Annotated in this window: 15 protein-coding genes and 1 tRNA gene; 3 read left to right on the top strand and 13 right to left on the bottom strand. The window is 66.8% G+C overall.

All coding sequences use genetic code 11. From position 1 onward, the window contains the following. Nucleotides 1–351 precede the first annotated feature (351 nt). Both ACNQFN_RS05190 and ltrA read left to right on the top strand, forming a co-directional pair. Nucleotides 352–918: a phasin family protein gene (locus tag ACNQFN_RS05190; protein WP_068639241.1), complete on the top strand. Its 567-nt coding sequence runs from the start codon at nucleotides 352–354 to the stop codon at nucleotides 916–918. A gap of 435 nt (nucleotides 919–1,353) precedes the next feature. Beyond that, on the top strand, nucleotides 1,354–2,724 hold the full coding sequence (gene ltrA / locus ACNQFN_RS05185) for a group II intron reverse transcriptase/maturase (RefSeq protein ID WP_418646661.1): 1,371 nt from the start codon (nucleotides 1,354–1,356) through the stop codon (nucleotides 2,722–2,724). A gap of 182 nt (nucleotides 2,725–2,906) precedes the next feature. Here the strand turns inward: ltrA and ACNQFN_RS05180 are convergent, their stop codons facing one another. The 13 genes from ACNQFN_RS05180 to ACNQFN_RS05120 form a co-directional block, all read right to left on the bottom strand. After that, nucleotides 2,907–3,650: a lysophospholipid acyltransferase family protein gene (locus ACNQFN_RS05180; RefSeq protein WP_068639242.1), complete on the bottom strand. Its 744-nt coding sequence runs from the start codon at nucleotides 3,648–3,650 to the stop codon at nucleotides 2,907–2,909. A gap of 84 nt (nucleotides 3,651–3,734) precedes the next feature. Then, nucleotides 3,735–4,274 (bottom strand): D-glycero-beta-D-manno-heptose 1,7-bisphosphate 7-phosphatase, encoded by a 540-nt coding sequence (gmhB, locus tag ACNQFN_RS05175; protein WP_068639257.1) that lies wholly within the window; start codon nucleotides 4,272–4,274, stop codon nucleotides 3,735–3,737. Between the two features lie 26 nt (nucleotides 4,275–4,300). Continuing rightward, on the bottom strand, nucleotides 4,301–6,388 hold the full coding sequence (gene glyS, locus ACNQFN_RS05170) for a glycine--tRNA ligase subunit beta (protein ID WP_418648191.1): 2,088 nt from the start codon (nucleotides 6,386–6,388) through the stop codon (nucleotides 4,301–4,303). After that, nucleotides 6,388–7,302: a glycine--tRNA ligase subunit alpha gene (gene glyQ / locus ACNQFN_RS05165; RefSeq protein WP_068639244.1), complete on the bottom strand. Its 915-nt coding sequence runs from the start codon at nucleotides 7,300–7,302 to the stop codon at nucleotides 6,388–6,390. Before glyQ ends, glyS begins: the two co-directional genes overlap by 1 nt. Before the next feature lie 174 nt (nucleotides 7,303–7,476). Then, the gene (locus tag ACNQFN_RS05160) at nucleotides 7,477–10,530 is read right to left on the bottom strand and encodes an efflux RND transporter permease subunit (RefSeq protein WP_068639245.1); all 3,054 of its coding nucleotides are present in this window, start codon (nucleotides 10,528–10,530) and stop codon (nucleotides 7,477–7,479) included. 12 nt (nucleotides 10,531–10,542) lie between these two features. Continuing rightward, a complete protein-coding gene (locus ACNQFN_RS05155; RefSeq protein WP_068639246.1) occupies nucleotides 10,543–11,700 on the bottom strand; it encodes an efflux RND transporter periplasmic adaptor subunit in 1,158 nt (385 codons plus the stop codon). A gap of 172 nt (nucleotides 11,701–11,872) precedes the next feature. Continuing rightward, the gene (locus ACNQFN_RS05150; RefSeq protein ID WP_418648190.1) at nucleotides 11,873–15,718 is read right to left on the bottom strand and encodes a hypothetical protein; all 3,846 of its coding nucleotides are present in this window, start codon (nucleotides 15,716–15,718) and stop codon (nucleotides 11,873–11,875) included. 145 nt (nucleotides 15,719–15,863) lie between these two features. Then, complete coding sequence (gene lnt, locus ACNQFN_RS05145) at nucleotides 15,864–17,378, bottom strand: apolipoprotein N-acyltransferase (RefSeq protein ID WP_418648189.1); 1,515 nt, start codon at nucleotides 17,376–17,378, stop codon at nucleotides 15,864–15,866. Further along, nucleotides 17,378–18,235, bottom strand: a complete 858-nt coding sequence (locus ACNQFN_RS05140; protein WP_068639249.1) for an HlyC/CorC family transporter — start codon at nucleotides 18,233–18,235, stop codon at nucleotides 17,378–17,380. The genes lnt and ACNQFN_RS05140 overlap by 1 nt, the downstream gene beginning before the upstream one ends. A gap of 59 nt (nucleotides 18,236–18,294) precedes the next feature. Continuing rightward, nucleotides 18,295–19,089, bottom strand: coding sequence for an rRNA maturation RNase YbeY (gene ybeY / locus ACNQFN_RS05135; RefSeq protein ID WP_083953752.1), 795 nt, complete (start codon nucleotides 19,087–19,089; stop codon nucleotides 18,295–18,297). Continuing rightward, complete coding sequence (locus ACNQFN_RS05130) at nucleotides 19,058–20,083, bottom strand: PhoH family protein (RefSeq protein ID WP_068639251.1); 1,026 nt, start codon at nucleotides 20,081–20,083, stop codon at nucleotides 19,058–19,060. The genes ybeY and ACNQFN_RS05130 overlap by 32 nt, the downstream gene beginning before the upstream one ends. Then, nucleotides 20,084–21,436: a tRNA (N6-isopentenyl adenosine(37)-C2)-methylthiotransferase MiaB gene (gene miaB, locus ACNQFN_RS05125; RefSeq protein ID WP_418648188.1), complete on the bottom strand. Its 1,353-nt coding sequence runs from the start codon at nucleotides 21,434–21,436 to the stop codon at nucleotides 20,084–20,086. Between the two features lie 36 nt (nucleotides 21,437–21,472). Then, nucleotides 21,473–21,868 carry a hypothetical protein gene (locus ACNQFN_RS05120; protein ID WP_245650996.1) on the bottom strand — a complete coding sequence of 132 codons (396 nt, stop codon included), beginning with the start codon at nucleotides 21,866–21,868 and terminating at the stop codon, nucleotides 21,473–21,475. Nucleotides 21,869–22,014: 146 nt separating this feature from the next. Between ACNQFN_RS05120 and ACNQFN_RS05115 the strand changes: the two genes are divergently transcribed. Continuing rightward, nucleotides 22,015–22,091, top strand: a tRNA-Met gene (locus ACNQFN_RS05115). Nucleotides 22,092–22,205: the final 114 nt, after the last annotated feature.

The raw sequence follows: 22,205 nt of genomic DNA, 5'->3' as shown, positions 1-22,205 counted from the left end.
CCGGCCGCAATGCCGCGGAACATGCGACCGCCCCCGGGCGGTCGTTTCGCGTTAACGGCCTGCCCGGTCCTGCCGAAGCTGCCGGACAGCCGCCGCCGTGGCTCCCGCCTCCGGCCGTCATGCTCGCGCAAACTCTGCGGGGCATGATGCCGTCGGCCCCGGACGCGATGACCGGATAGCCATCGATGGCGATAGATGAAAATAATCGCATCACTATTGTGCAATGCACAAAAAATTTCTTGACAGGGAAAGTGGCATCCCTATAATTCAGTCCATGCTGCAATGCAACATCGCGGCAAGCGAGAAAGTCCGATGTTTCTGCATAACCTCATTCTTTACTAGGAGTCATTCATGTCCGCCTTCGTCACCCCCGAGCAGTTCGCCGCCACCAACAAAGCCAACGTCGAAACCCTGCTGACCCTGGCCAACGCCGCTTTCGCCAGCGCCGAGCGCCTGGCCGCCCTGAACCTGAACACCGCCCGTTCGATCCTGGAAGACGGCGTTGCCAACACCAAGGCTCTGCTGGCCGTCAAGGACGTGCAAGAGCTGGTCAACCTGCAAGCTTCGCTGGCCCAGCCGATCGTCGAAAAGGCCGTCGCCTACGCCCGTAGCGTCTACGAGATCACCTCGCAGAGCCAGGAAGAAGTGTCGAAGGTCTTCGAAGGCCAGGTCGCCGAGCTGAACAAGGGCGTCGCTTCCGCCCTGGACAAGGCTGCCAAGTCGGCTCCCGCCGGTTCGGACGTTGCCGTCGCCGCCGTCAAGTCGGCCATCGCCGCCGCCAACAGCGCCTACGACAGCATGAGCAAGGCTGCCAAGCAAGTCGCCGAGATCGCCGAAGCCAACGTGGCCGCCGCGACCAACGCCACCGTCAAGGCCGTGAGCACCAGCACCAAGACCGCTGCCAAGAAGGCCGCCTAAGTCTTCAGCTTCACGGTTTCACGAAACGGCCCCGCGATGCGGGGCCGTTTTGTGTGTGCGCCCAGCATGGGCGCCCTCCTGCGGGTGCAAGTCCCGCCGTAAGTTGATCACAGCGAACGAAGTGAAGCGCAACTGCGTGAGGGTGACCGAGCGTGGGGAGGAAGCGTGGAGCATAAGCTGCGAGCCGATGGACAAGAATCGGATAGAAGGCGCTGCGGAGCAGGGCGAGCGAGCACGTAATCGCGAAGCTCTCGTGATCAAGGCGAAGTGGCGTAGATCCGGCGGTTGTGCAGCGAAGGAGTGCGTTCTTACCTGGGGAGGTCTCGCCTTGTGCCTGAAAGGGCGACGGCGCTTAACCGGAGCGAGAAGTCAGCAGAGGCCGTAGTAGCCGCTGGTTTGGGGCGAAGGGCCGAACGAGTAGGAGGGCCGAAGGCCGTGTTGCTCGGACGTGAAGTGCATCAGAAGCTCGGGGAGCCGGGGCGCAATGCGGGAGGGCTCGGTGAAGCCGCGTCCGAAGCAGTGCGTGATGAAGCACGGACGGCGCGGCATGGAACTGGAAGCCCGGGGCGAGATGACCTGCTTGCGCAGGTGCTCGCGAGCGCGAACATGGAGGCGGCGTGGAAACGCGTCAAATCCAATCGCGGCAGTGCTGGGGTGGATGGGTTGTCGATCACCGAGACGGCGGAGCAACTGAGAGCGCACTGGCCCCGGATTCGGGAATCCTTGCTGGATGGCAGCTACCGGCCCCTGCCGGTGCGCCGTGTCCAGATCCCGAAGCCCGATGGTGGGGTGCGCGAATTGGGGATTCCGACGGTGACGGATCGGCTGATCCAGCAAGCCCTGCTGCAAGTCTTGCAGCCCAGGATTGATCCAACGTTCTCTGAACACAGCTACGGCTTCCGGCCGGGACGCCGTGCCCACGACGCGGTGCTCGATGCACAGCGCTACGTGCAGGACGGTTACCGGGTGGTGGTCGATGTGGATCTGGAGAAATTCTTCGATCGAGTCAATCACGACATCCTGATGGAACGGTTGTCGAGGCGAATCGAGGACAAGGCCGTGCTGCGGCTGATCCGTCGTTACCTCGTGGCCGGGATCATGGATGGCGGCGTGGCCATGGCGCGCTACGAGGGGACGCCGCAAGGCGGCCCACTGTCGCCGCTGCTGGCCAATGTGCTGCTTGACGAGGTGGATCGGGAACTGGAGCGACGGGGCCACCGTTTCGTTCGCTATGCCGACGACTGCAATGTATATGTACGCAGTGGTCGCGCAGGCGAACGGGTGCTGGCGGGCCTGACCAAGCTCTACGAACGACTTCACCTGAAGGTCAATGACGCCAAGACGGCCGTTGCGCCGGCCTCGGGCCGCAAGTTTCTGGGCTACGCCTTCTGGTACGGCCCGGGCGGACAGGTCAAGTGCAGGGTGGCCGACAAGGCGCTCAAGACCTTCAAGCAACGCATCCGGCAATTCACGCGTCGCTCGGGTGGGCGCAACCTGACCGAGATTGCCGAACGGCTGCGGGCCTACATGCCGGGCTGGAAGACGTACTTCCAGCTTGCGCAGACACCCAAGGTGTTCCGCAAACTCGACAAGTGGATAAGACACCGGCTGCGTGCGGTGCAGCTCAAGCACTGGCGTCGGGGTACGACGATGTACCGGGAGTTGAAAGCGATGGGCGCCTCGGAAGAGGATGCCCGCAAGGTGGCGGCGAACAGTCGGTGCTGGTGGCGTAACAGCCGCATGCGATTGAACCGCGCGATGCCTGTCGCTTACTTCGACCGACTCGGCGTCCCTCGGCTCTCATAACCTCAACGACTCGAACCGCCCGGTGCGGACCCGCATGCCGGGTGGTGTGGGAGGGGTCGGCCGGGTAAGCTGGCCGCCCCTATCCCGATTGACGGCGATGCTCCGCCCGTTCCCGCCGCGACGAAGACCATGCCGTAGCTGCGGGCCGAAGCCCGGCCGGAGAGCGCCTGGAGAATGCCTGTTTACTGGATCGATCCCGGAGCGGGCCGAGCATAATGATGCGGGAACAGGCGCCGCATCTCGGCCTCGATCCAGGCTTCGGCGCGCTTGTTGATCTCGTCGGCCTTGACGCCCTTGACCTCGATCGCCGGGCCGATGCTGACGATGACTTCGCCTGGACGCTTGATGAAGGCGTTGCGGCGCCAGAACTCGCCGGCGTTATGCGCCACCGGCACCACCGGCACACCCGCGCGCTTGGCCAGGATCGCCCCGCCCGGCTTGTAGCGGCCTGTCTTTCCCGGCGCCACGCGGGTGCCTTCGGGGAACACCACGACCCACAGCCCTTCCTTCAGGCGCTTGCGTCCCTGTTCCACGACCTGGGCCAGCGCATCCTTGCCCGCCGAACGGTCGATGGCGATGCCGGGAATGCTCGCCATCCCCCAACCGAAGAAGGGTATGCGCAGCACTTCCTTCTTCAGCACGTAGCACAGCGGCGGAAAGATCTGCTGCAGCGCGATCGTCTCCCATGCCGACTGGTGCTTGGACAGCACCACCGCCGGCCCCGCCGGCATGTTCTCGGCGCCGACGATGCGGTAGCGGATGCCCAGCACGTGCCTGATGATCCACATCATGATCGGTACCCAGGACGTGATCAGGCGGTGGCGCGTCATCGGCGGCAACCAGAAGATCAGGATCGCGAAGAGCGCGTACGGGATCGTGACCAGGGCAAGCAGGATGGCGAAGACGGAGGAGCGGATCAGGTGCACGGTCGGGACTCGGAAAATGGCCCCGCCGGACGGCGCGCCGGCGGGCGGATCGGGAAGGCGCACTGGCGCCGGTACGAGGGAAGCTCAGCGCGAAGAAGTCAGCGCCGTGGCCACGGCATCGAGGTCCGGGAAGATCCGGGTGCCGGCCGGCAGGTCCGGGCTCTCGCGCGTCGCCTCGCCCTTGCCGGTCAGCACCAGATAGGGCTCGCAGCCCAGGCGCACCCCCGCCTGCAGGTCGCGCAGGCTGTCGCCCACGCAGGGCACGCCGTTCAGATCCACATTGAAGCGCTCGGCGATCTGCCGGAACAGGCCGGATTTCGGCTTGCGGCAGTCGCAGGTCGAATCTGCGGCGTGGGGGCAGAAGAAGATCGCATCCAGCCGCCCGCCCACCTGGGCCAGGCTGCGCACCATCTTGTCGTTGATCGCGTTCAGCGTGTCCATGCCGAACAGGCCACGGCCGACGCCGGACTGGTTCGAGGCCACGACCACCCGCCAGCCCCACTGGTTGAGGCGGGCGATGGCTTCGAGCGAACCGGGGATCGGCTTCCACTCCTCGGGCGACTTGATGAACTGGTCCGAGTCGACGTTGATGACGCCGTCGCGGTCGAGAATGATGAGCTTCATCGGCATGGCGGGCGGTCCCTGCAGCGTCAGGCGGACAGGCGCGAAATGTCGGCCACCTGGTTCATCAAGCCGGCAAGCTGGGCCAGCAGGGCCAGGCGGTTCTGGCGCGTCAGCGGCTCTTCGGCCATCACCATGACGTCCTCGAAGAACTGGTCGACCGCGCCGCGCAGGCCGGCGAGCACGCGCAGCGCCTCGGTGTAGTCCTCGTTGGCGACGTGCGAGCGGACCAGCGGGGCGACTTCGACCACACGCTGGAACAGCGCCTTTTCCGCCTCTTCCTGCAGCAGCGCGATGTCGGGCTCGCCCGGCTCGCCTCCGGCCTTCTTCAGGATATTGACGATGCGCTTGTTGGCGGCCGCCAGCGCCTCGGCTTCGGACAGCGCGCGGAAGGCCTCCACCGCTGCCAGCTTGGCCGGCACCAGGTCGATGCGGGCCGGCCTGAGCGCCAGCACCGCGTCGATCACCGCGCCGTCGCGGCCACGCTCGCGCAGCAGGTTCTTCAGCCGTTCGAACATGAAGTCCTGCAGTTGCGCGGCGAAGCCTTCGGCGCCGAGCAGGCCGGGCTTGAAGCCGGCGGCGGCAAGCTCGATGAGGCGGGGCAGTTCGAGCGGCAGCGGCGTTTCCATCAGGATGCGCAGCACGCCAAGCGCGGCGCGGCGCAGCGCGAAGGGGTCGCGGTCGCCGGTCGGCACCATGCCGATGCCGAAGAAGCCGACCAGCGCATCGAGTTTGTCGGCCAGCGCCACGGCGGCGGCGGCATTGCCGGCCGGCAGCGCATCGCCGGCGAAGCGCGGCTGATAGTGGGCCTGGATCGCATCGGCGACGACTTCACCCTCGCCGTCGGCCAGCGCATAGTAGCGGCCCATGATGCCTTGCAGCTCGGGGAACTCGCCGACCATGTCAGTAACGAGGTCGGCCTTCGCCAGGCGCGCGGCGCGCTTCGCCGCGGTGACATCGGCCTTCAGTTGCGCGGCGATCGCACCGGCCAGCGCTTCGAGGCGCTCGACGCGCTCCAGCACGCTGCCGAGCTTGTTGTGATACACCACCGGCGCCAGGCGCGGCAGGCGGGCAGCCAGCGGCTGCTTCTTGTCCTGCTCGAAGAAGAAGCGCGCATCCGACAAGCGCGGCCGCACCACGCGGGCATTGCCGCCGATGATGTTCGACGGATCGGCCACCCGCATGTTGGAAACGATCAGGAAGCGGTTCAGCAGCTTGCCGGTGCCGTCGAACAGCGGGAAATACTTCTGGTTGGCGCGCATCGTCAGGATCAGGCATTCCTGCGGCACGGCGAGGAATTCGGATTCGAACTCGCCGACATACACCGTCGGATGCTCGACCAGCGCCGCGACCTCGTCCAGCAGGTCGGCGTATTCGCCGAGCAGCGCGCCCTGCTTCGCCGCTTCGGCCAGCAACTGGCGTTCGATGTCGTCGCGGCGCTCGGCGAAACTCGGGATCACCTTGCCTTCGGCCAGCAGCGTCGGCTCGTAGGCGTCGGCAGTGGCGATGTCGATGTCGCCGCGGCTCATGAAGCGGTGGCCGCGGGTGGTACGGCCCGAATCCAGGTCGAGCACGCGGCCCGGCACGACCTCGGCGCCGCGCAGCATGGTCAGCTTGTGCACCGGGCGCACGAAGGTGGCGTCGCCATCGCCCCAGTGCATCACCTTCGGGATCGGCAGCGCCTTGATCGCGTCCTGGACGATGGCGGACAGCACGTCGGCGAGTTTCGCGCCCGGCACCGTCGCGGTGTGGAACAGCGCCTCGGCCTTGCCATCCATGCGGCGTTCGAAGCCGGCCACGGCATCGGCCGCAATGCCCTTGGCTTCCATCTTCTTCAGCAGCGCCGGCGTCGGCCTGCCATCGGCATCGAGCGCGACGGACACCGGCATCAGCTTCTCGGTGACTTCCTTCGCCGCCGCTTCGGCGGCCACATTCGCCACCGTCACGGCGAGGCGGCGCGGGCTGGCGAAGGCGCGGAAAGCCGCATCCGCCGGCGCCAGGCCCTTTGCCTTCAGGCCTTCGGCGATCTTGCCGGCAAAGGTCTCGCCCAGGCGCGGCAGGGCCTTCGGCGGCAATTCTTCGGTCAGCAGCTCAACGAGCAGGGTCGCGCTGGTCATCACACGCCCTCCTTGCCGGCGTTCAGCATCGGGAAGCCGAGGGCTTCGCGGGATTCGAAATAAGCCTGCGCCACGGCGCGCGACAGGTTGCGGATGCGGCCGATGTAGGCGGCACGCTCGGTGACCGAGATGGCACCGCGGGCGTCGAGCAGGTTGAAGGTGTGGGCGGCCTTCAGCACCATCTCGTAGGCCGGCAGCGCCAGGCCAACCTCCATCACGCGCCTGGCTTCGGATTCGTAGCTGGCGAACAGCGAGAACAGGAAGTCGACGTTGCTGTGCTCGAAGTTGAAGGTGGATTGCTCCACCTCGTTCTGGTGGTAGACGTCGCCGTAGCTCACCTTGCGGCCGTCGGGCGCGATCGACCACACCAGGTCATAGACGTTCTCGACGCCCTGCAGGTACATCGCCAGGCGCTCGATGCCGTAGGTGATCTCGCCCAGCACCGGCTTGCAGTCCAGCCCGCCGACCTGCTGGAAATAGGTGAACTGGGTGACTTCCATGCCGTCCAGCCACACTTCCCAGCCCAGCCCCCAGGCGCCCAGCGTGGGGTTCTCCCAGTCGTCCTCGACGAAGCGGATGTCATGCACCATCGGATCGATGCCCAGCGCGCGCAGCGAATCCAGGTACTGCTCCTGGATGTCCAGCGGCGAGGGCTTCAGCACCACCTGGAACTGATAGTAGTGCTGCAGGCGGTTGGGGTTCTCGCCGTAGCGGCCGTCCTTGGGCCGGCGCGAAGGCTGCACATAGGCGGCATTCCACGGCTCGGGGCCGATCGCGCGCAGGAAGGTGGCGGTATGGCTGGTGCCGGCGCCGACTTCGAGGTCGTAGGGCTGCAGCAGCACGCAGCCGCGTTCGCCCCAGAAATGCTGGAGCGTGAGGATGACTTGCTGGAAGGTGGGTTTCTGAACGGACATGGCGCCTTGATCGGTGGGGGCGGCAAAGGCCGCACGAAGAACGCAAAGTCCGGGATTTTACTGGGATTCCGGCCTCAGGGGCGCACATCCCCCTCACTTGCCCCGCACTTGTTCCCCATCCGCCCCTCATCAGGCCCCATCGTGCCCGACGCCACGGCCGAAAAAGTCCCCCGTTCAAGAACGCCGCAACAAGCTCACCGCCCGCCTCTTGAAGCCCTCCACATAGGTGTACACCACCGGCACCACCAGCAGGCTGAGCACGGTCGAGGTGATCAGGCCGCCGATCACCGCGATCGCCATCGGCGAGCGGAAGCTGCTGTCGGTGGCGCTGGAGCCGATCGCGATCGGCATCATGCCGGCGCCCATCGCGATCGTCGTCATGACGATCGGGCGGGCGCGCTTGCGGCAGGCGTCGATCAGCGCTTCGGCGCGCGACAGGCCACGATCGCGGTAGGCGACGATGGCGTATTCGACCAGCAGGATGGAGTTCTTGGTGGCGATGCCCATCAGCATGATCAGGCCGATCAGCGAAGGCATCGAGAAACTCTTCTGTGCCGCCAGCAGCGCGACGAAGGCGCCGCCGAGCGACAGCGGCAGCGCGACCAGGATCGTGACCGGGTGCAGCAAGTCCTTGAACAGCAGCACCAGCACCGTGTAGATGCACAGCACGCCGGTCAGCATCGCCAGGCCGAAGCTGGCGAACAGCTCGCCCATGACTTCGGCATCGCCGATCTCGACGATCTTGACGCCAGGCGGCAGGCTGCGCACCGACGGCAGTTGCGCCACCGCCGCGGTGACTTCGCCGAGCGGCACGCCCGACAGCTCGATCTCGAAGTTGATGTTGCGCGAACGGTCGTAGCGGTCGATCACCGCCGGGCCACCGGCCACTTCCAGCGTCGCCACCTGACCGAGCATCACCGGCCCGCGCGCACCCGGCACCGCCAGGCGTTCGAGCAGCGCGAGATCCTCGCGCGCGGACTCGTCCAGCCGCACCAGGATCGGCACCTGGCGCTGCGACAGGTTGAGCTTGGCCAGCGCCATGTCGTAGTCGCCGACCGTCGCCACGCGCAGCGTGTCGCCGATGGCACGGCTGGTCACGCCCAGGTCGGCCGCGCGGGCAAAATCCGGCCTCACCGCGATCTCGGGACGGATCAGGCTGGCGGTCGACGCGATGCTGCCCAGGCCCGGGATGGTGCGCAGGTCGCGCTCGACCGCCAGCGCCGCCGACTGCAGCGCCACCGCATCCTCGCCGGACAGCACCAGGATGTATTTTTCGCCCGATCCTCCCAACCCGACCTTGCTGCGCACGCCGGGCAGCGTTTCCAGCACGGCGCGGATATCCTGCTCGATCACCTGCTTGACCGGCCGCTCCGCACGCGGCGACAGCAGCACCGTCAGCGTGGCCTTGCGCACTTCGGCCGCGCTCTTGGGCGCGAACGGATCACCGCCGGCGCTGCCGCCGCCGATCGTGGTGTAGACACTGCGCACATGCTCGACACCGCCGACCAGCAGGCGCGCCTGCTCGGCCACGTCCAGCGTCTGCGCCAGCGTCACGCCAGGAGGAAGTTCCAGATAGACCTGGGTCTGCGAATTGTCGTCGGGCGGAATGAAGCCGGTCGGCAACAGCGGAATCAGCATCACCGAACCGATGAAGAAGGCTGCCGCGGCCAGCATGGTCAGCGCGCGATGGCGCAGGCAGCGTTCGGCCCAGCGCGAATACCAGACCAGCCAGCGCGGCTCGGCATGCTTGTCGACGATGGGCTTGAGCAGGTAGGCCGCCATCATCGGCGTCAACACCCGTGCCACCACCAGCGAGGCGAACACCGCCAGCGATGCGGTCCAGCCGAACTGCTTGAAGAACTTGCCCGCCACGCCGCTCATGAAGGCGGTGGGCAGGAACACCGCGATCAGCGTGAAGGTGGTGGCGATCACCGCCAGGCCGATCTCGTCGGCCGCCTCCATCGCCGCCTGGTAGGGCGTCTTGCCCATGCGCAGGTGGCGCACGATGTTCTCGACCTCGACGATGGCGTCATCCACCAGGATGCCGACCACCAGCGACAAGGCCAGCAGCGTGACGACGTTGATCGAGAAGCCGAGCAGGTACATGCCGAGGAAGGCCGGGATCACCGACAGCGGCAAGGCCACTGCCGACACCAGCGTCGCCCGCCAGTCGCGCAGGAACAGCCACACCACGATCACCGCCAGCGCGGCGCCTTCGTACAGCAGCTTCAGCGAGCCGTGGTATTCCTCCTCCACCGGGGTGACGAAGTTGAAGGCCTCGGTAATCTCGACGTCCGGATGTACCGCTCGCAGCTCGGCCAGCGCCGCCTGCACCGCGGCACCGACCTCGACCTCGCTCTCGCCCCGGCTGCGCGACACCTCGAAGCCGACCACCGGCTTGCCGTCGAGCAAGGCCGCCGAGCGCCGTTCGGCCACAGTGTCCTCCACCTTCGCCACTTCGCGCAGGCGCAGCGTGCGGCCGCCGGCCAGCGCAAGCTCGATGTCGCCCAACGCCTCGGCGTCGGCGACGGTTGCCAGCGTGCGCACCGGCTGCTCGCCGTCGCCCAGGTCGGCACGCCCGCCCGCGCTCTCGGTCTGCACTTCGCGCAGCGTCTGCGACACTTCGGCCGCGGTCACGCCCAGCGCTTCGAGGCGCAGCGGGTCGAGCGTGACGCGCATCTCGCGCGTCACGCCGCCGACGCGGTTGACCGCACCCACGCCACGCACCGCCAGCAGCTTGCGCGACACTTCGTGGTCCACGAACCACGACAGCGCCTCGTCGTCCATGCGCGGCGAGCGGATGGTGAAAGCCAGCACCGGCGTGCCGGCGAGATCGACCTTGTTCACCACCGGGTCACGCAGATCGCCCGGCAGGTCGGCGCGCACGCTGGCGACCGCCGAACGCACGTCGTCCACCGCCTCCTGCACCGGTTTTTCCAGGCGGAACTCGGCGGTGATCAGCACGCTGCCGTCCTGCACCTTGGTATAGATGTGCTTGAGTCCGGACTGGGTCGCGATCGAATCCTCGATCTTGCGCGCGACGTCGTTCTCCAGTTGCGACGGCGTCGCCCCCGGCAGCACCGCCGACACCGTCACCGACGGCAGGTCGATGTCGGGAAAGTTCTGGATCTTCATCGCGCCGAAGGACAGCAGACCGGCGAAGCTGAGCAGCACGAACAGCATCGCCGCCGGAATCGGGTTGCGGATGGCCCACGCGGAAACGTTCATCGCCCGCGGCCCTCAGCGCGCCGCCGGAACGCCGGCCGCCGGGGCATCGGCAGCCGCTGCACCAGCGGGCTCGGCCACGCGCACCAGGTCGCCGTCGTTCAGGAAACCGGCACCGGCCACCACCACCCGCGCCCCGGCCGCCAGGCCATCGAGGATCTCGACCCGGTCGCCGGCACGCCGGCCGGTGCGCACCTTCAACTGCGCGACGCGGCCGTCCCCGCCGACGCTGAACACGTAGCTGAAGGCCTCGCGCACCACCACGGCCTGCTGCGGCACGGTCAGCGCCTCGGCCTCGCCCAGCTCGAACTCGCCGCGCGCGAACATGCCCGCCTTCGCCAGTCCGGCCTCGGCGCCACGCATCGGCAGATCGACATAGACGAGGCCGAAGCGCGTCTGCGCATCGACCGTCGGCGCCACCATGCGCAGCTTGCCATGCAGCCGGCTGCCGTCGGCCAGCGTCAGCGCCACGGTCTGGCCGGCGCGGACGCGGCCGATTTCAGTCTCGGTCAGACGCGCCCGCCATTCCAGCCTGCCTTGGCGGATCATGCGGAACAGCTCGGTACCGTTCGCCACCACTGCCCCGACGGTGGCGCTGCGCGCCGAAATGACGCCATCGTCCGGCGCCAGCAAACGGGTATGGCGCAGGCGCAGTTCGCGTGCGGCCAGCGTCGCGCGGGCCGATGCAATGCGTGCCGCACTCGTCTTTTCGGCGGTCAGGAACTGGATCACCTGCTGCTCGCTCATCGCCCCGCTCGCCCGCAGGCTGCGCGCACGGTCGGCGTTCGCCACCGCCTCGGCAGCCCCCGCCTCGGCTTCGAGCAGCGCGGCCCGCGCCTGCGCAACCTCGGCGCGCGGCATCTCGTCGTCGAACACCGCCAGCACCTGGCCGGCTCGCACCGTATCACCGACGTCCGCACGCACTTCGACCAGGCGCTGCTCGCCGATCGCCGCCCCGACGCTGGCCTCCTGCCACGCCGCGACGTCGCCGTTGGCGACCAGGCGCTGCGGTAACTGCATGCGTTCCGGCTGCGCCACGCTCACGGTCAGGGCCGGACGCGGCGCCGGCGCCGCGTCCTGGGCACCGGCGGAGAACGCACCGGACAAGGACAGCATCGGCACCAGCGCCAGTGCGGCAATGGATACGGCAGTACGGGCAATTCTCTTATTCATGGGTGAAGGCGTTGCTACGCCGGATCGAAACGATGGGGTGGCGCGATTATGGCAGGCTCGCCAGCATCGGCATGCCAGGTCGATGCGAAAAAACGGGGAGCCAAAGCTCCCCGTCCATCATTCACCCCTTGCCACGGCCTGATCGCGGCTTCACGGCGGCCTCACCCCGGCCTCAATGCCGGCGGCGGCCGTGCTGCCAGCGGGCCACCAGGCCGACGCCGAAGATCAGCGCCAGCAGGGCCAGCGGGTTGTCGACCGGGATGGAAGCCGGCGGCGGAGGCTGGGTGCTGGTTCCATCTTCGTCATTGTCCGGATCACCATCGCCAGATACCGACACACGGGCCTTGTTGATCAGCGGGTAGCTGCCGTCAAACGGGTCATTCACTTCCGTTTCCAGGACGAAGACCGTGCTTCCGCCCCTTGGCAGGGAGGGCACCGGGCACGTGACCACATTGGCGGCAGGCGTGCAGCTCACAGACGCACCGTCTCTGTTCGCACTGACGAAGCTCAGCCCTGCCGGCAAGGTGTCGATCATCGACCCCGCGGGCGAGTTGGCATCGGTGCCGTAGTTGCTCACGGTGATGGTGTACATCACCGTCGTGCCCGGCTGCGGACGGCCGGTCGGCCCAAGCTTCTGCAACCCGAGGTCAACTGCCGGCCGCGGACCGGCACGGTTACTGGTGGACGTCCGGTCGCTGGTGGCGTTGTTGAGCGCAGCATCGTAGCCGCTCATGTACTCCTCTTCCGCAGCACTCACCCTGACGTCGTGGAAGATCGTGCCGGTGGTGGCGCCGGCAGGCAGCGATTCGGCCCTCATCTTGAACTTGATGGTGACCGTGTCGCCCGGCGCCATCAGCGGGAAGGTGCAATCCAGCGCACCCGAGGTCGCGCCGACGGAAGGCGCCGTGCACATGCTCGTGTCGACCGCCGTGCCGCCCGTTGCCCCGGTCACGCCGGAGGTGTAGCCCGCCTTGGTCGTGGCCGTGGGCGTCACGCTCAGGCCGCCCTGATAGCTGAAGGTGGCGGACGAATTGAGCTTGGCGCCGGTGATGCTGTCGATCAGCGTGGCCGGGAACACATCCCGCATGTTCACCTGCGTGGCATAGGACAGCGAATCCTGCGCATGCCGGATGGTGATCGTGTACTCCGTTTCCTCTCCGAGCAGCAGGCCGTCGTCGGAGTGGCGCATCTGCACCTGCACGTCCAGTTCGGCCTTCTTGAGGGTGAACTGGGCGTCGTCGTCGTTGTTGGTGTAATCGCGTTCAGGGGTGACGGTACTCACCTCGACATCGTTGCCCAGCACGGTGCTTGCCGGCAGCGTACCCACGGAGCGCCCCTTGTACTGCACCGCGATCTGGCCGACGGCATTGGCGGGTTTGTCCAATGCTCCCGTCCAGGTGCAGATCAGGTAGCCGCCCTGCTTTCCATCCAGCGGATCGCCCGAGGTGGCAGTGGCATCGGTACTGTGGAAGCAGCTTCCGCCAGCAGGCTGGGCGGGAACAGTTGCCGGGCCGACCAGGATGAGGTTGGCAGGCAGGCGGTCCACCAGCTTGACGTCCTGCGCCGAGGACGGGCCAAGGTTCTGCACCGTCACGGTATAGCTCACCGGTTCGCCTGCGGCGGCCGGATCGGGCGTCACCGCCTTCAGCACGGCGAGGTCCGTATAGGGCGTCATGTCGATCGGGACGCTGGAAGTGTTGTCCGCCGGAGTCTCATCGTGGATGTGAGGCGAGAACGCGCTGGCCGTGTTGGTGTAGGCGGTGACGCCCGTATCGGCGGGGCTGGCTGTCGCGACGCGGGGTTTGATGGTCACGTCGACAGATACGCTCTGACCCGGGCTCAGGTGGCTGGCGGTGCAGACCAGAGTACGATCTCTGGAGTTTTGCTCCCCTGTTGGCGCGTTGCAGGTGATGGTCTGCCCTGGAACCGGTGTGCCGCCCGAGAACGAGCCCTCTACCGCCGACACGAAACCGCCACCGGGATAAGTGCCGGTCGGTCCGCCGCCGTCATGCTCGGTCACCAGATCGCGCAGCATGTCCTCGATGCGGACCGCCTGCGCTGTCTGGGAACTACCCGCCTTATTGGTCACGGTAATGCGATAGGTGATCGGGTCGCCGGTACGCAACGGGGCGGTCCCCGAGATGACGGTCTTCGACACCACCAGGTCGGCCTGCGTGTCGGACACCGTCACATTGGCACTGGAACTGACCGCAGTGCCTGCGCGCTCTGGAACCGGGCCAACCGTGGCGCTGTTGCCGAACACGGTAAACTCACCCGTAATGGTGTCCACCTGAGCATTCAGCACCAGCGAGGTCGAAGCGCCCACCGCCATCCCGCCTGCCGGAACGGTGTATTGGCACTGTACCTGAGCACCTTCAGTTCCGAATGATGTGCCTCCTGTCGGGCAAGCCCAATTGCTACTGGTCTGCATACCCACCAGCTTGAGCGGGGCAGTCGGCGTATCGGTCAAGGTAATGACCGTGCCAGCCGCGATAGGCATGGGGCCTTCGTTGGTCACCCGTAGGGTGTAGGGGAAAGGCTCGCCTTTCTTCGCCGGCCGCTGCGGGCCGCTCTTGCTGAGCGACAGTTGCGCCGTGTTGCTGAAGCCCAGCACCGCGGTGGCAGTGTTGTTGGTGGTGTTCGGCTCGTTCTGGCCCGGCAGCGACACCCGGCCGGTGTTGACGATGGAACCGGCTGAGCCAACTCCCCCCGGCGGTGCCGCGCTGGCGGTGAAGGTGATCGGTGGCATGTTGGTGCCGGGGTTCCCCGTGTACGCCCCATTCCACGAGCAATCCACTTTGGTCGTAGTGCTTGCCGAGCAGTTCCAGTTGGCATTGAGAGCGCCAAAAGCGTCAAAGGTCACCCCTGTGGGCAGCACGTCCTCCACCCGGACATCCGCGGGCACGAGTCCGCCGGCCTCGAATCTGGGCGTCAGGGTGTAGGTCACCGGGGAGGAAGCGGTGTTCGCATCCAGTTGCACCGGCGACACGGACTTGGCCAGCGACATGTCGGCCCAATCATCCCCCGCAGCCGTCACGATTACCGCAGCCGTATTGTTGTTCAACTGGCCGTCCGGGCGACGTGTGGTGGCATCGGCAAAGCCTTCCACGCTGGCCGCCGCACCGATCGGGCCGCTGGCGGTTGCCAGGACAGGCACCGTGATGGAAGGCATGGGGGTACCAGGCGTACCCGTCGCGGCCAGCGCCCCGGAGAGCGTGCAGGTATAAGTGCCGCTTGTGACCGGGAACCCGCCTGCTGCGGGGAGGCATGTCCACCCAGGACCACCGGGCTGGGAAATGACCGACGCCCCCGCCGGCACCTCGAAGGTCACCTGTGCCCGGCCTGCAGCCGGAATCTCCGACGGGCCGTGGTTGGTGACGGTGATCGTGTAAGAGTAGTTGTCCCCATTATTGACACTGGCCGCGCTGGAAACGAGGGTGATACCCAGGTCCGACGCCTCATTGGTAGTGAACTGGCGCTGGAGGTTCGTGTTGTTGACCCCGCCGTCACCGTCTGCCACACCCGTAGGCGGCGGAAGCTCCGCGCTGGCCGTAGCTGTCCAGTCAGACGCGACCGAGGGGAGGATGACGTTGTAGTCGATCCACTTGAAGGTCGTACCAAGCGTGGCGATCGTGCAGCGGGACGTATTGTTGGATGCGGTCAAAACCGTGCCTGCAGACGGCAGGCCGGTGCAGCTGATGGTCCCGGCGTCGGGGGAAAAACTACGCCCCTGGTAGATGGCCCCTTCGGGCAGCTGCTGGATGACCACAGCATTGCTGGCGCTGGTACCCACATTGAGCTTGACCTTGGCCCGGTAGGTGAAGGTGCCGCCAGCGGGGCCTTCGGTTGCATCCGCGCCAGCATAGAGGCCGTCATGGTTGACGAGTACGTCAGGTATCTCCTGAGCCAACACTTCCGCCCCCATCACCGCCAGCGCCACCGGCACCGCCAACCAGCGCCACGGCCTGGAGGGCGGTGCGCTTTCCCCTGTCACGTATGTTCGATTCATCTGAGCCATCTGCTTATCCCTGGATCAAAGGCATCTTCAAACCCTGGCCCGTTTATGACGAAAGGCCAGGGAAAAATTTTAAGATAATTGTAGCCGCATAGCCAGAGGGGACTGCCGCGGGCGCAGCAATGAAACCGCCTTCACCGTGAAAAAATCACACTCGCATACGCACTCTGCGGAACAAGGCGAACGCAAGCAGCAGCGCTGCCAGTGCAAGCGCCGCACCATTTCCCCAGCGGGCGTACGGCGTCATGCCCTCGTAGCCCTGCACGCTGACGCGCAGCACGCCGCGCTCGAACGCGGGCAGCAGGTCCGTCACGCGGCCGTCGGGCTGCACCAGCGCGGTCATGCCGGTGTTGGTCGAGCGCAACATGGGACGGCCGGTTTCCAGCGCACGCGCGCGGGCGATCTGCAGATGCTGGGGCTGGGCGAAGGAGTCGCCGTACCAGGCGAGGTTGGAGATGTTGAGCATCAGCGTCGCCTGCGGCAGCGCGCGGATGATCTCGGCGCCGAACAGGTCTTCGTAGCAGATGTTGAGCGCGATGCGCTGCCCGCCGAGCGCCATCGGCGGCTGGTCGGCGGCGCCGCGGGTCTGGTCGGACATCGGGATGCTGGCCAGGCGGTAGAACCAGCCGAACAGCGGCGGCGAGTATTCGCCGAAAGGCACCAGGTGCTGCTTGGCGTAATGCTGCACCGGCGCGCTGCCGAGGCTGAGCGCGGCGTTGTAGATGCGTCCGGCCTCGTCGCGGCGGAAGGCACCGAGCACCAGGTCGCCGCCCGCATCGGCGGCGAAGCCGGCCAGCGCCTCCAGATAGCCTTCGGGCAGCAGGTCGAGCAGGGTCGGCAGCGTGGTTTCGGGCAGCACCAGGATGGCGGGCGGATCGGTGCGGGTGAACTCGTCGCGCACCAGCGCGAAATTGTCGCGCAGCACGTCGGTGAAGCGTCCGGCATCCCATTTCAGGGTCTGGCTGAAATTGGTCTGCGCCAGCGCAATGTCCACAGGCTGGCCGACAGCCGTGGTCCAGGCCTGGCCGCGCAGGCCTGCGCCGCTTGCCAGCAGGGCCGCCGCCACGGCCAGGGCACCGAGCCCTTGCCGCCGGGCTGCCTTCCGCCAATCGGTCAGCGCCACCAGCGCGGACAGGAAAGCCAGCAGTCCGCCGACGCCGTAGATGCCGAGCACCGGCAGCCAGCCCGCCAGCGGGCTGGGCGGCGTCTGCGAATAGCCGACGGCCAGCCAGGGGAAACCGGTCAGGGCAACGCCGCGCAGCCATTCGGCAAGCAGCCAGAGTGCGCCGAACACGGCTGCGGCGGAAAGCGTGCCTGCCCCCGGCCGCCAGGCCAGGCCGCGCAGCCGCACGAACAGGGCTCCCGCCAGCGCCGGGTACAGGGCGAGATAGGCGCAGAACAGCGCGATCGCCAGCCCGGCCAGCGGCGCCGGCATGCCGCCATAGCGCTCGAGCGCGACATACAGCCAGGACACGCCGGCAATGAAGGCGCCCCAGCCCCAGGCGAAGCCGATCAGGAAACCGTCGCGCGTCCGCCCGGCGCGTGCCAGCAAGCCCGCCAGCACGGCAAGGCTGGCGAACATCAGCGGAAACCAGCCGAACGGCTCGAACGCCGGCACGCTGGCCGCGCCCGCCAGCAGGGCAGATACCAGGCGGGCCCGCATCAGGCGTCAGTCGCTCCGGCTTCGGACGATGATGGAAGCGGCGGCAGCACGTCGACCAGCACGGAGTGCAGCCGCCGGGAGTCGGCGCGCAGCACCTGGAAGCGCAGCCCCGCCAGCTCGACGGTATCGCCGCGCTGCGGCAGGCGGCCGAAGCGGCGCATCAACAGGCCGCCGACCGTGTCGTATTCATCGTCGCAGAACGCCGTCGAGAAAGCCTCATTGAAATCCTCGATGGCGGTGGTGGCCTTGACGCGGTAGTGGCCATTGTAGGCCAGGCGGATGTTGTCGCCGCTGTCGTCCAGATCGTGCTCGTCCTCGATCTCGCCGACGATTTGTTCCAGCACGTCCTCGATCGTCACCAGCCCGGCGACGCCGCCGTATTCATCGACGACGATCGCCATGTGGTTGTGGCTGGCGCGAAACTCGCGCAGCAGCACGTTGAGGCGCTTGGATTCGGGAATGAAGACGGCGGGCCGCAGCAGGCCGCGCAGGTCGAACTCGCGCCCGGCGAAGTGGCGCAGCAGATCCTTGGCCAGCAGGATGCCGACGATGTCGTCCTTGCCGCCGCCGATCACCGGAAAGCGCGAATGCCCGGTGTCGACGACGAAGCCGGCAATATCCTCGACCGGGCTGTCGAGGCGCACGCAGTCCATCTGCGCGCGCGGCACCATGACGTCGTGAGCCTGCATGTCGGCAACCTGCAACGCACCTTCGATGATCGACAAGGCGTCGGCGTCGAGCAGGTCGCGCTCGAAAGCGGCTTGCAGCAGGGCGAGAAGGTCGTCGCGGTCTTCCGGCTCACGCGACAGCAGCGCGGCGACGCGCTCGATGAATGAAGGTTTTCCAGGACTATCCATGTCGGTGGATGGCGGTTCCGCGGGCGGCGCCTGCCGACCCGCCATCGCCCGGCATGTAGTCAGGCATAGGGATCGGCGTAGCCGAGACCACCGAGGATATCCGTCTCGAGTTTTTCCATTTCCAGGGCATCGGCCTCGTTCTCGTGGTCATGGCCCTGGAGGTGCAACATACCATGCACCACCAGATGGGCGAAATGCGCTTCCAGCGTCTTGCCCTGCTCGGCCGCCTCGCGCACCACCACCGGCACGCACAGCACCAGGTCGCCGGCCAGCGGCCCATGACCACCCTCGCTGCCCTCGCCCGCAGCGGGCATCGCCTCACCTTCACCATAGACGAAGGTGAGCACGTTGGTGGCGTAGTCCTTGCCGCGGAAACCGCGGTTCAGTTCGCGCCCTTCGGCCTCGCCCACCAGCCGCACGGTGACTTCGGCATCACGCAGCAGGGCCGCCTGCGCCCAGCGGCGGATGGCGTGCTTCTTGGGTGCGTTGGCCTTGTCGACGCCTTCGACCGCCTTCTGCACGGCGAGCTTCAGCACCGGCGGACTGTCGCCTTGCGGCAGATCGATCGGCTCGGCCTCCTCGACCGGCAGCAGGCCGTGCTGCAGATCGACGCGCAGCGTCAGCACGTTGCAGGCGGCGGGCTGCAGCGACAGCAGCGGCACGGCATCCTCACCGGCGCAGTCGGCTTCGATTTCCAGGTCGCCCCAGGGCTCCCCGGGCAGGCTCAGCAGCAGGCGACGGCCGTCGCCCAGTTCGATCTCCAGGCGCTCGGCCTTGATCCGCGTCGTTCTGCCATCGGCGTCGACCGCAAGAATCCTGGTCTTACCCATTTTTTCGTTCGCCGCTTTCGGCATCCTTGTCTTCCTCATCCTGAGCCTGGGCACCGGCCACCGCCTTCGCGCGCTCCAGGCGGGCGGCCTCATTGTCGTAAGCTTCGACGATGCGTGCGACAAGCGGATGACGGACGACGTCTTCCTTGCGGAATTCGGTGAAAGCGATGCCGCGCACGCCGGCCAGCACCTGCTGGGCCTCCTTCAGGCCGCTGCGCTGGCCGCGCACCAGATCGACCTGGGTGAGGTCACCGGTGACCACCGCCTTGGCGCCGAAGCCGATGCGGGTGAGGAACATCTTCATCTGCTCGGGCGTGGTGTTCTGCGCCTCGTCGAGGATGATGAAGGCGTTGTTGAGCGTGCGCCCGCGCATGAAGGCCAGCGGTGCGATCTCGATCAGGCTGCGCTCGAACAGCTTGCCGACACGCTCGAAGCCCATCAGGTCGTAGAGCGCGTCGTACAGCGGGCGCAGGTAGGGGTCGACCTTCTGCGCCAGGTCGCCCGGCAGGAAGCCCAGGCGCTCGCCGGCCTCGACCGCCGGGCGGGTCAGCACGATGCGTTCGACCAGCTCGCGCTCGAAGGCATCGACCGCGCAGGCCACCGCGAGGTAGGTCTTGCCGGTGCCGGCAGGGCCGATGCCGAAAGTGATGTCGTGCTCCTGGATGTTGCGCAGGTATTCCACCTGGCGCGGCGTACGGCCGTGCAGCTCGCTGCGGCGGGTCATCAGCACCGGCGAGGCCACGGTGGCTTCGCCGCGGTTGGCGATCTCCACCAGGCCGAGCTGGACTTCGTCGAAGGACAGGTCGTTCTCGGTACGTTCGTAGAAATGCTTCAGCGCCATCTCGCCGCGCAGCACCTGGGCCGGATGGCCGTTCAGGGTGAACTGCTCGCCGCGGCGGGCGATGGTGATGTCGAAAGCGTTCTCGATCTGGCGCAGGTTCTCGTCGAGCGCGCCGCAGAGTTTGGCGAGCCGGGCGTTGTCCGCCGGCTCGAAGAAGACATCCAGGGTTTTCGCCATTCAGGATTCCCGGGTGATGATCTCGCCGCGCAGGCTGTGCGGCAGCGCGGCGGTGATGCGCACGTCGATGAACTGGTTGATCAGGCGGCCGCGATTGAGCGAAGGCGCGGCGAAGTTGACCACGCGGTTGTTGTCGGTGCGGCCCATCAGCTCTTCGTCGGCGTTCTTGCGCGCCGCGCCTTCGACCAGGATGCGCTGCACGCTGCCGACCATGGCCTGGCTGTTGGCCTGGTACTGCTCGTCGATGCGCTTCTGCAGCCGCGCCAGCCAGGCGAGCTTGGTCTCCTGCGGCACCGTGTCTTCGAGGTCGGCTGCCGGCGTGCCGGGGCGGGCGCTGTAGACGAAGCTGAAGGAACCGTCGAAGCCGATGTCGTCGATCAGCTTCATGGTCTTGTCGAAGTCCGCCTCGGTCTCGCCCGGGAAGCCGACGATGAAGTCCGAAGTCAGCGACAGGTCGGGCCGCGCCGCGCGCAGCTTGCGCACCACCGACTTGAACTCCAGCACCGAGTAGCCGCGCTTCATCGCCGCCAGCACACGATCCGAGCCCGACTGCACCGGCAGATGCAGTTGCGACACCAGTTTGGGGATGGTGGCGTAGCAGTCGATCAGGCGCTGCGTCATCTCGCGCGGGTGCGAGGTGGTATAGCGGATGCGCTCGATGCCGGGCATTTCCGCCACGCACTCGAGCAGGAAGGCGAAGTCGCCCTCCTCGCCCGCTTCGCGCACCAGCTCGCCGCGCCACGCATTGACGTTCTGGCCGAGCAGGGTCACTTCCTTGACGCCCTGCGCGGTCAGGCCGGCGATCTCGGCCAGGATGTCGTCCAGCGGGCGCGACACTTCCTCGCCGCGGGTGTAGGGCACGACGCAGAAGGTACAGTACTTGGAACAGCCTTCCATGATCGACACGAAGGCGCTGGCGCCTTCGACCCGCGCCGGCGGCATGGCGTCGAACTTCTCGATCTCGGGGAAGGAAATATCGACCTGCGAGCGGCCGGTGCGGCGGCGCGCCTCGATCAGCTTCGGCAGCCGGTGCAGGGTCTGCGGGCCGAACACCACGTCCACATAGGGCGCGCGCTTGACGATGGCCTCGCCTTCCTGGCTCGCCACGCAACCGCCCACGCCGATGATCAGGTCGGGCCGCGCCTGCTTCAGCAGCCGTACCCGGCCGAGGTCGTGGAACACCCGCTCCTGCGCCTTCTCGCGCACCGAGCAGGTGTTGAACAGGATCACATCCGCTTCTTCGGGGTTGTCGGTCTTGACCAGCTCTTCGCCGGCCGCGAGCACGTCCGCCATCTTGTCGGAGTCGTACTCGTTCATCTGGCACCCGAAGGTGCGGATGTAGAGTTTCTTCATCGAGAAAATTCAGTCACGGCGTCAAATGCGATGACGCTAGCGCTTGGGATCGGGAACGGCAGCCTCTTCGGGCGTGAGGATCCACACCCGATGCACCTGCCCATACTTGTCGAACTTGACGCGCACCTTGTATTCGCCCCGGATGTGCGAAGGCAGCACGATGCGGTTGTAGGTGTTGCGGATCTGCGCGCCCGGACTCAGCGCGGCCGGCTGGTCATCGACCAGCACGGTTCCCGCGGAGGCGAAGGTCATCGTGGTCTTGCGGGCATCTTCCGGAAACGCCCGCGATGGCGCGGCGTGCGCCGCCGAGCCGGGCGCGCCCGCCAGCGACAGCAACAGAAGTGAGAAGGGAATCTTGCGCAAAACATCAGCCGGCAATGACCGGCAGGCTACGTGAACAAGCGCAGGATTTTCACCCATGGAGAGCGCCATGTCAACGCAAAACCCTTTATAAATCAAACGCTACGCAGACAGAAAAGGTACGGCGGCACGACACGGCCGCCTGCGCGGCCTACGATCACGCAGATCACGCCTATTGACGCCTTCCCGTTCGACCCGCTATATTTGCGCGCTCTGTTGGTGATGTAGCTCAGACGGTTAGAGCGACGGATTCATAACCCGTAGGTCGGCAGTTCGATTCTGCCCATCACCACCAACGAATCAATGACTCAAGGCCGGCTCATGCCGGCCTTGGTCGTTTCTGCGACGGCAAAGTGCCGACGGGTTGAAATCCCGGGCTTCCTTGAGATGGTCTGGCGCCAAATGCGCG

Source organism: Thauera butanivorans, assembly GCF_048398245.1.
Classification (GTDB): domain Bacteria; phylum Pseudomonadota; class Gammaproteobacteria; order Burkholderiales; family Rhodocyclaceae; genus Thauera; species Thauera butanivorans.
The sequence above is the reverse complement of the archived record's forward strand: the minus strand, read 5'-3'. Positions and strand labels throughout refer to the sequence as shown.

What these genes read in the sequence shown, in the direction of transcription:
- ACNQFN_RS05155 (WP_068639246.1), bottom strand. Translation starts at nt 11,700, where the DNA reads ATGAATAAGAGAATTGCCCGTACTGCCGTATCCATTGCCGCACTGGCG.
- ybeY (WP_083953752.1), bottom strand. Translation starts at nt 19,089, where the DNA reads ATGCCGAAAGCGGCGAACGAAAAAATGGGTAAGACCAGGATTCTTGCG.
- gmhB (WP_068639257.1), bottom strand. Translation starts at nt 4,274, where the DNA reads ATGAAGCTCATCATTCTCGACCGCGACGGCGTCATCAACGTCGACTCG.
- ACNQFN_RS05140 (WP_068639249.1), bottom strand. Translation starts at nt 18,235, where the DNA reads ATGGATAGTCCTGGAAAACCTTCATTCATCGAGCGCGTCGCCGCGCTG.
- ACNQFN_RS05160 (WP_068639245.1), bottom strand. Translation starts at nt 10,530, where the DNA reads ATGAACGTTTCCGCGTGGGCCATCCGCAACCCGATTCCGGCGGCGATG.
- glyQ (WP_068639244.1), bottom strand. Translation starts at nt 7,302, where the DNA reads ATGTCCGTTCAGAAACCCACCTTCCAGCAAGTCATCCTCACGCTCCAG.
- miaB (WP_418648188.1), bottom strand. Translation starts at nt 21,436, where the DNA reads ATGAAGAAACTCTACATCCGCACCTTCGGGTGCCAGATGAACGAGTAC.
- glyS (WP_418648191.1), bottom strand. Translation starts at nt 6,388, where the DNA reads ATGACCAGCGCGACCCTGCTCGTTGAGCTGCTGACCGAAGAATTGCCG.
- ACNQFN_RS05150 (WP_418648190.1), bottom strand. Translation starts at nt 15,718, where the DNA reads ATGGCTCAGATGAATCGAACATACGTGACAGGGGAAAGCGCACCGCCC.
- lnt (WP_418648189.1), bottom strand. Translation starts at nt 17,378, where the DNA reads ATGCGGGCCCGCCTGGTATCTGCCCTGCTGGCGGGCGCGGCCAGCGTG.
- ACNQFN_RS05190 (WP_068639241.1), top strand. Translation starts at nt 352, where the DNA reads ATGTCCGCCTTCGTCACCCCCGAGCAGTTCGCCGCCACCAACAAAGCC.
- ACNQFN_RS05130 (WP_068639251.1), bottom strand. Translation starts at nt 20,083, where the DNA reads ATGGCGAAAACCCTGGATGTCTTCTTCGAGCCGGCGGACAACGCCCGG.
- ACNQFN_RS05120 (WP_245650996.1), bottom strand. Translation starts at nt 21,868, where the DNA reads ATGGCGCTCTCCATGGGTGAAAATCCTGCGCTTGTTCACGTAGCCTGC.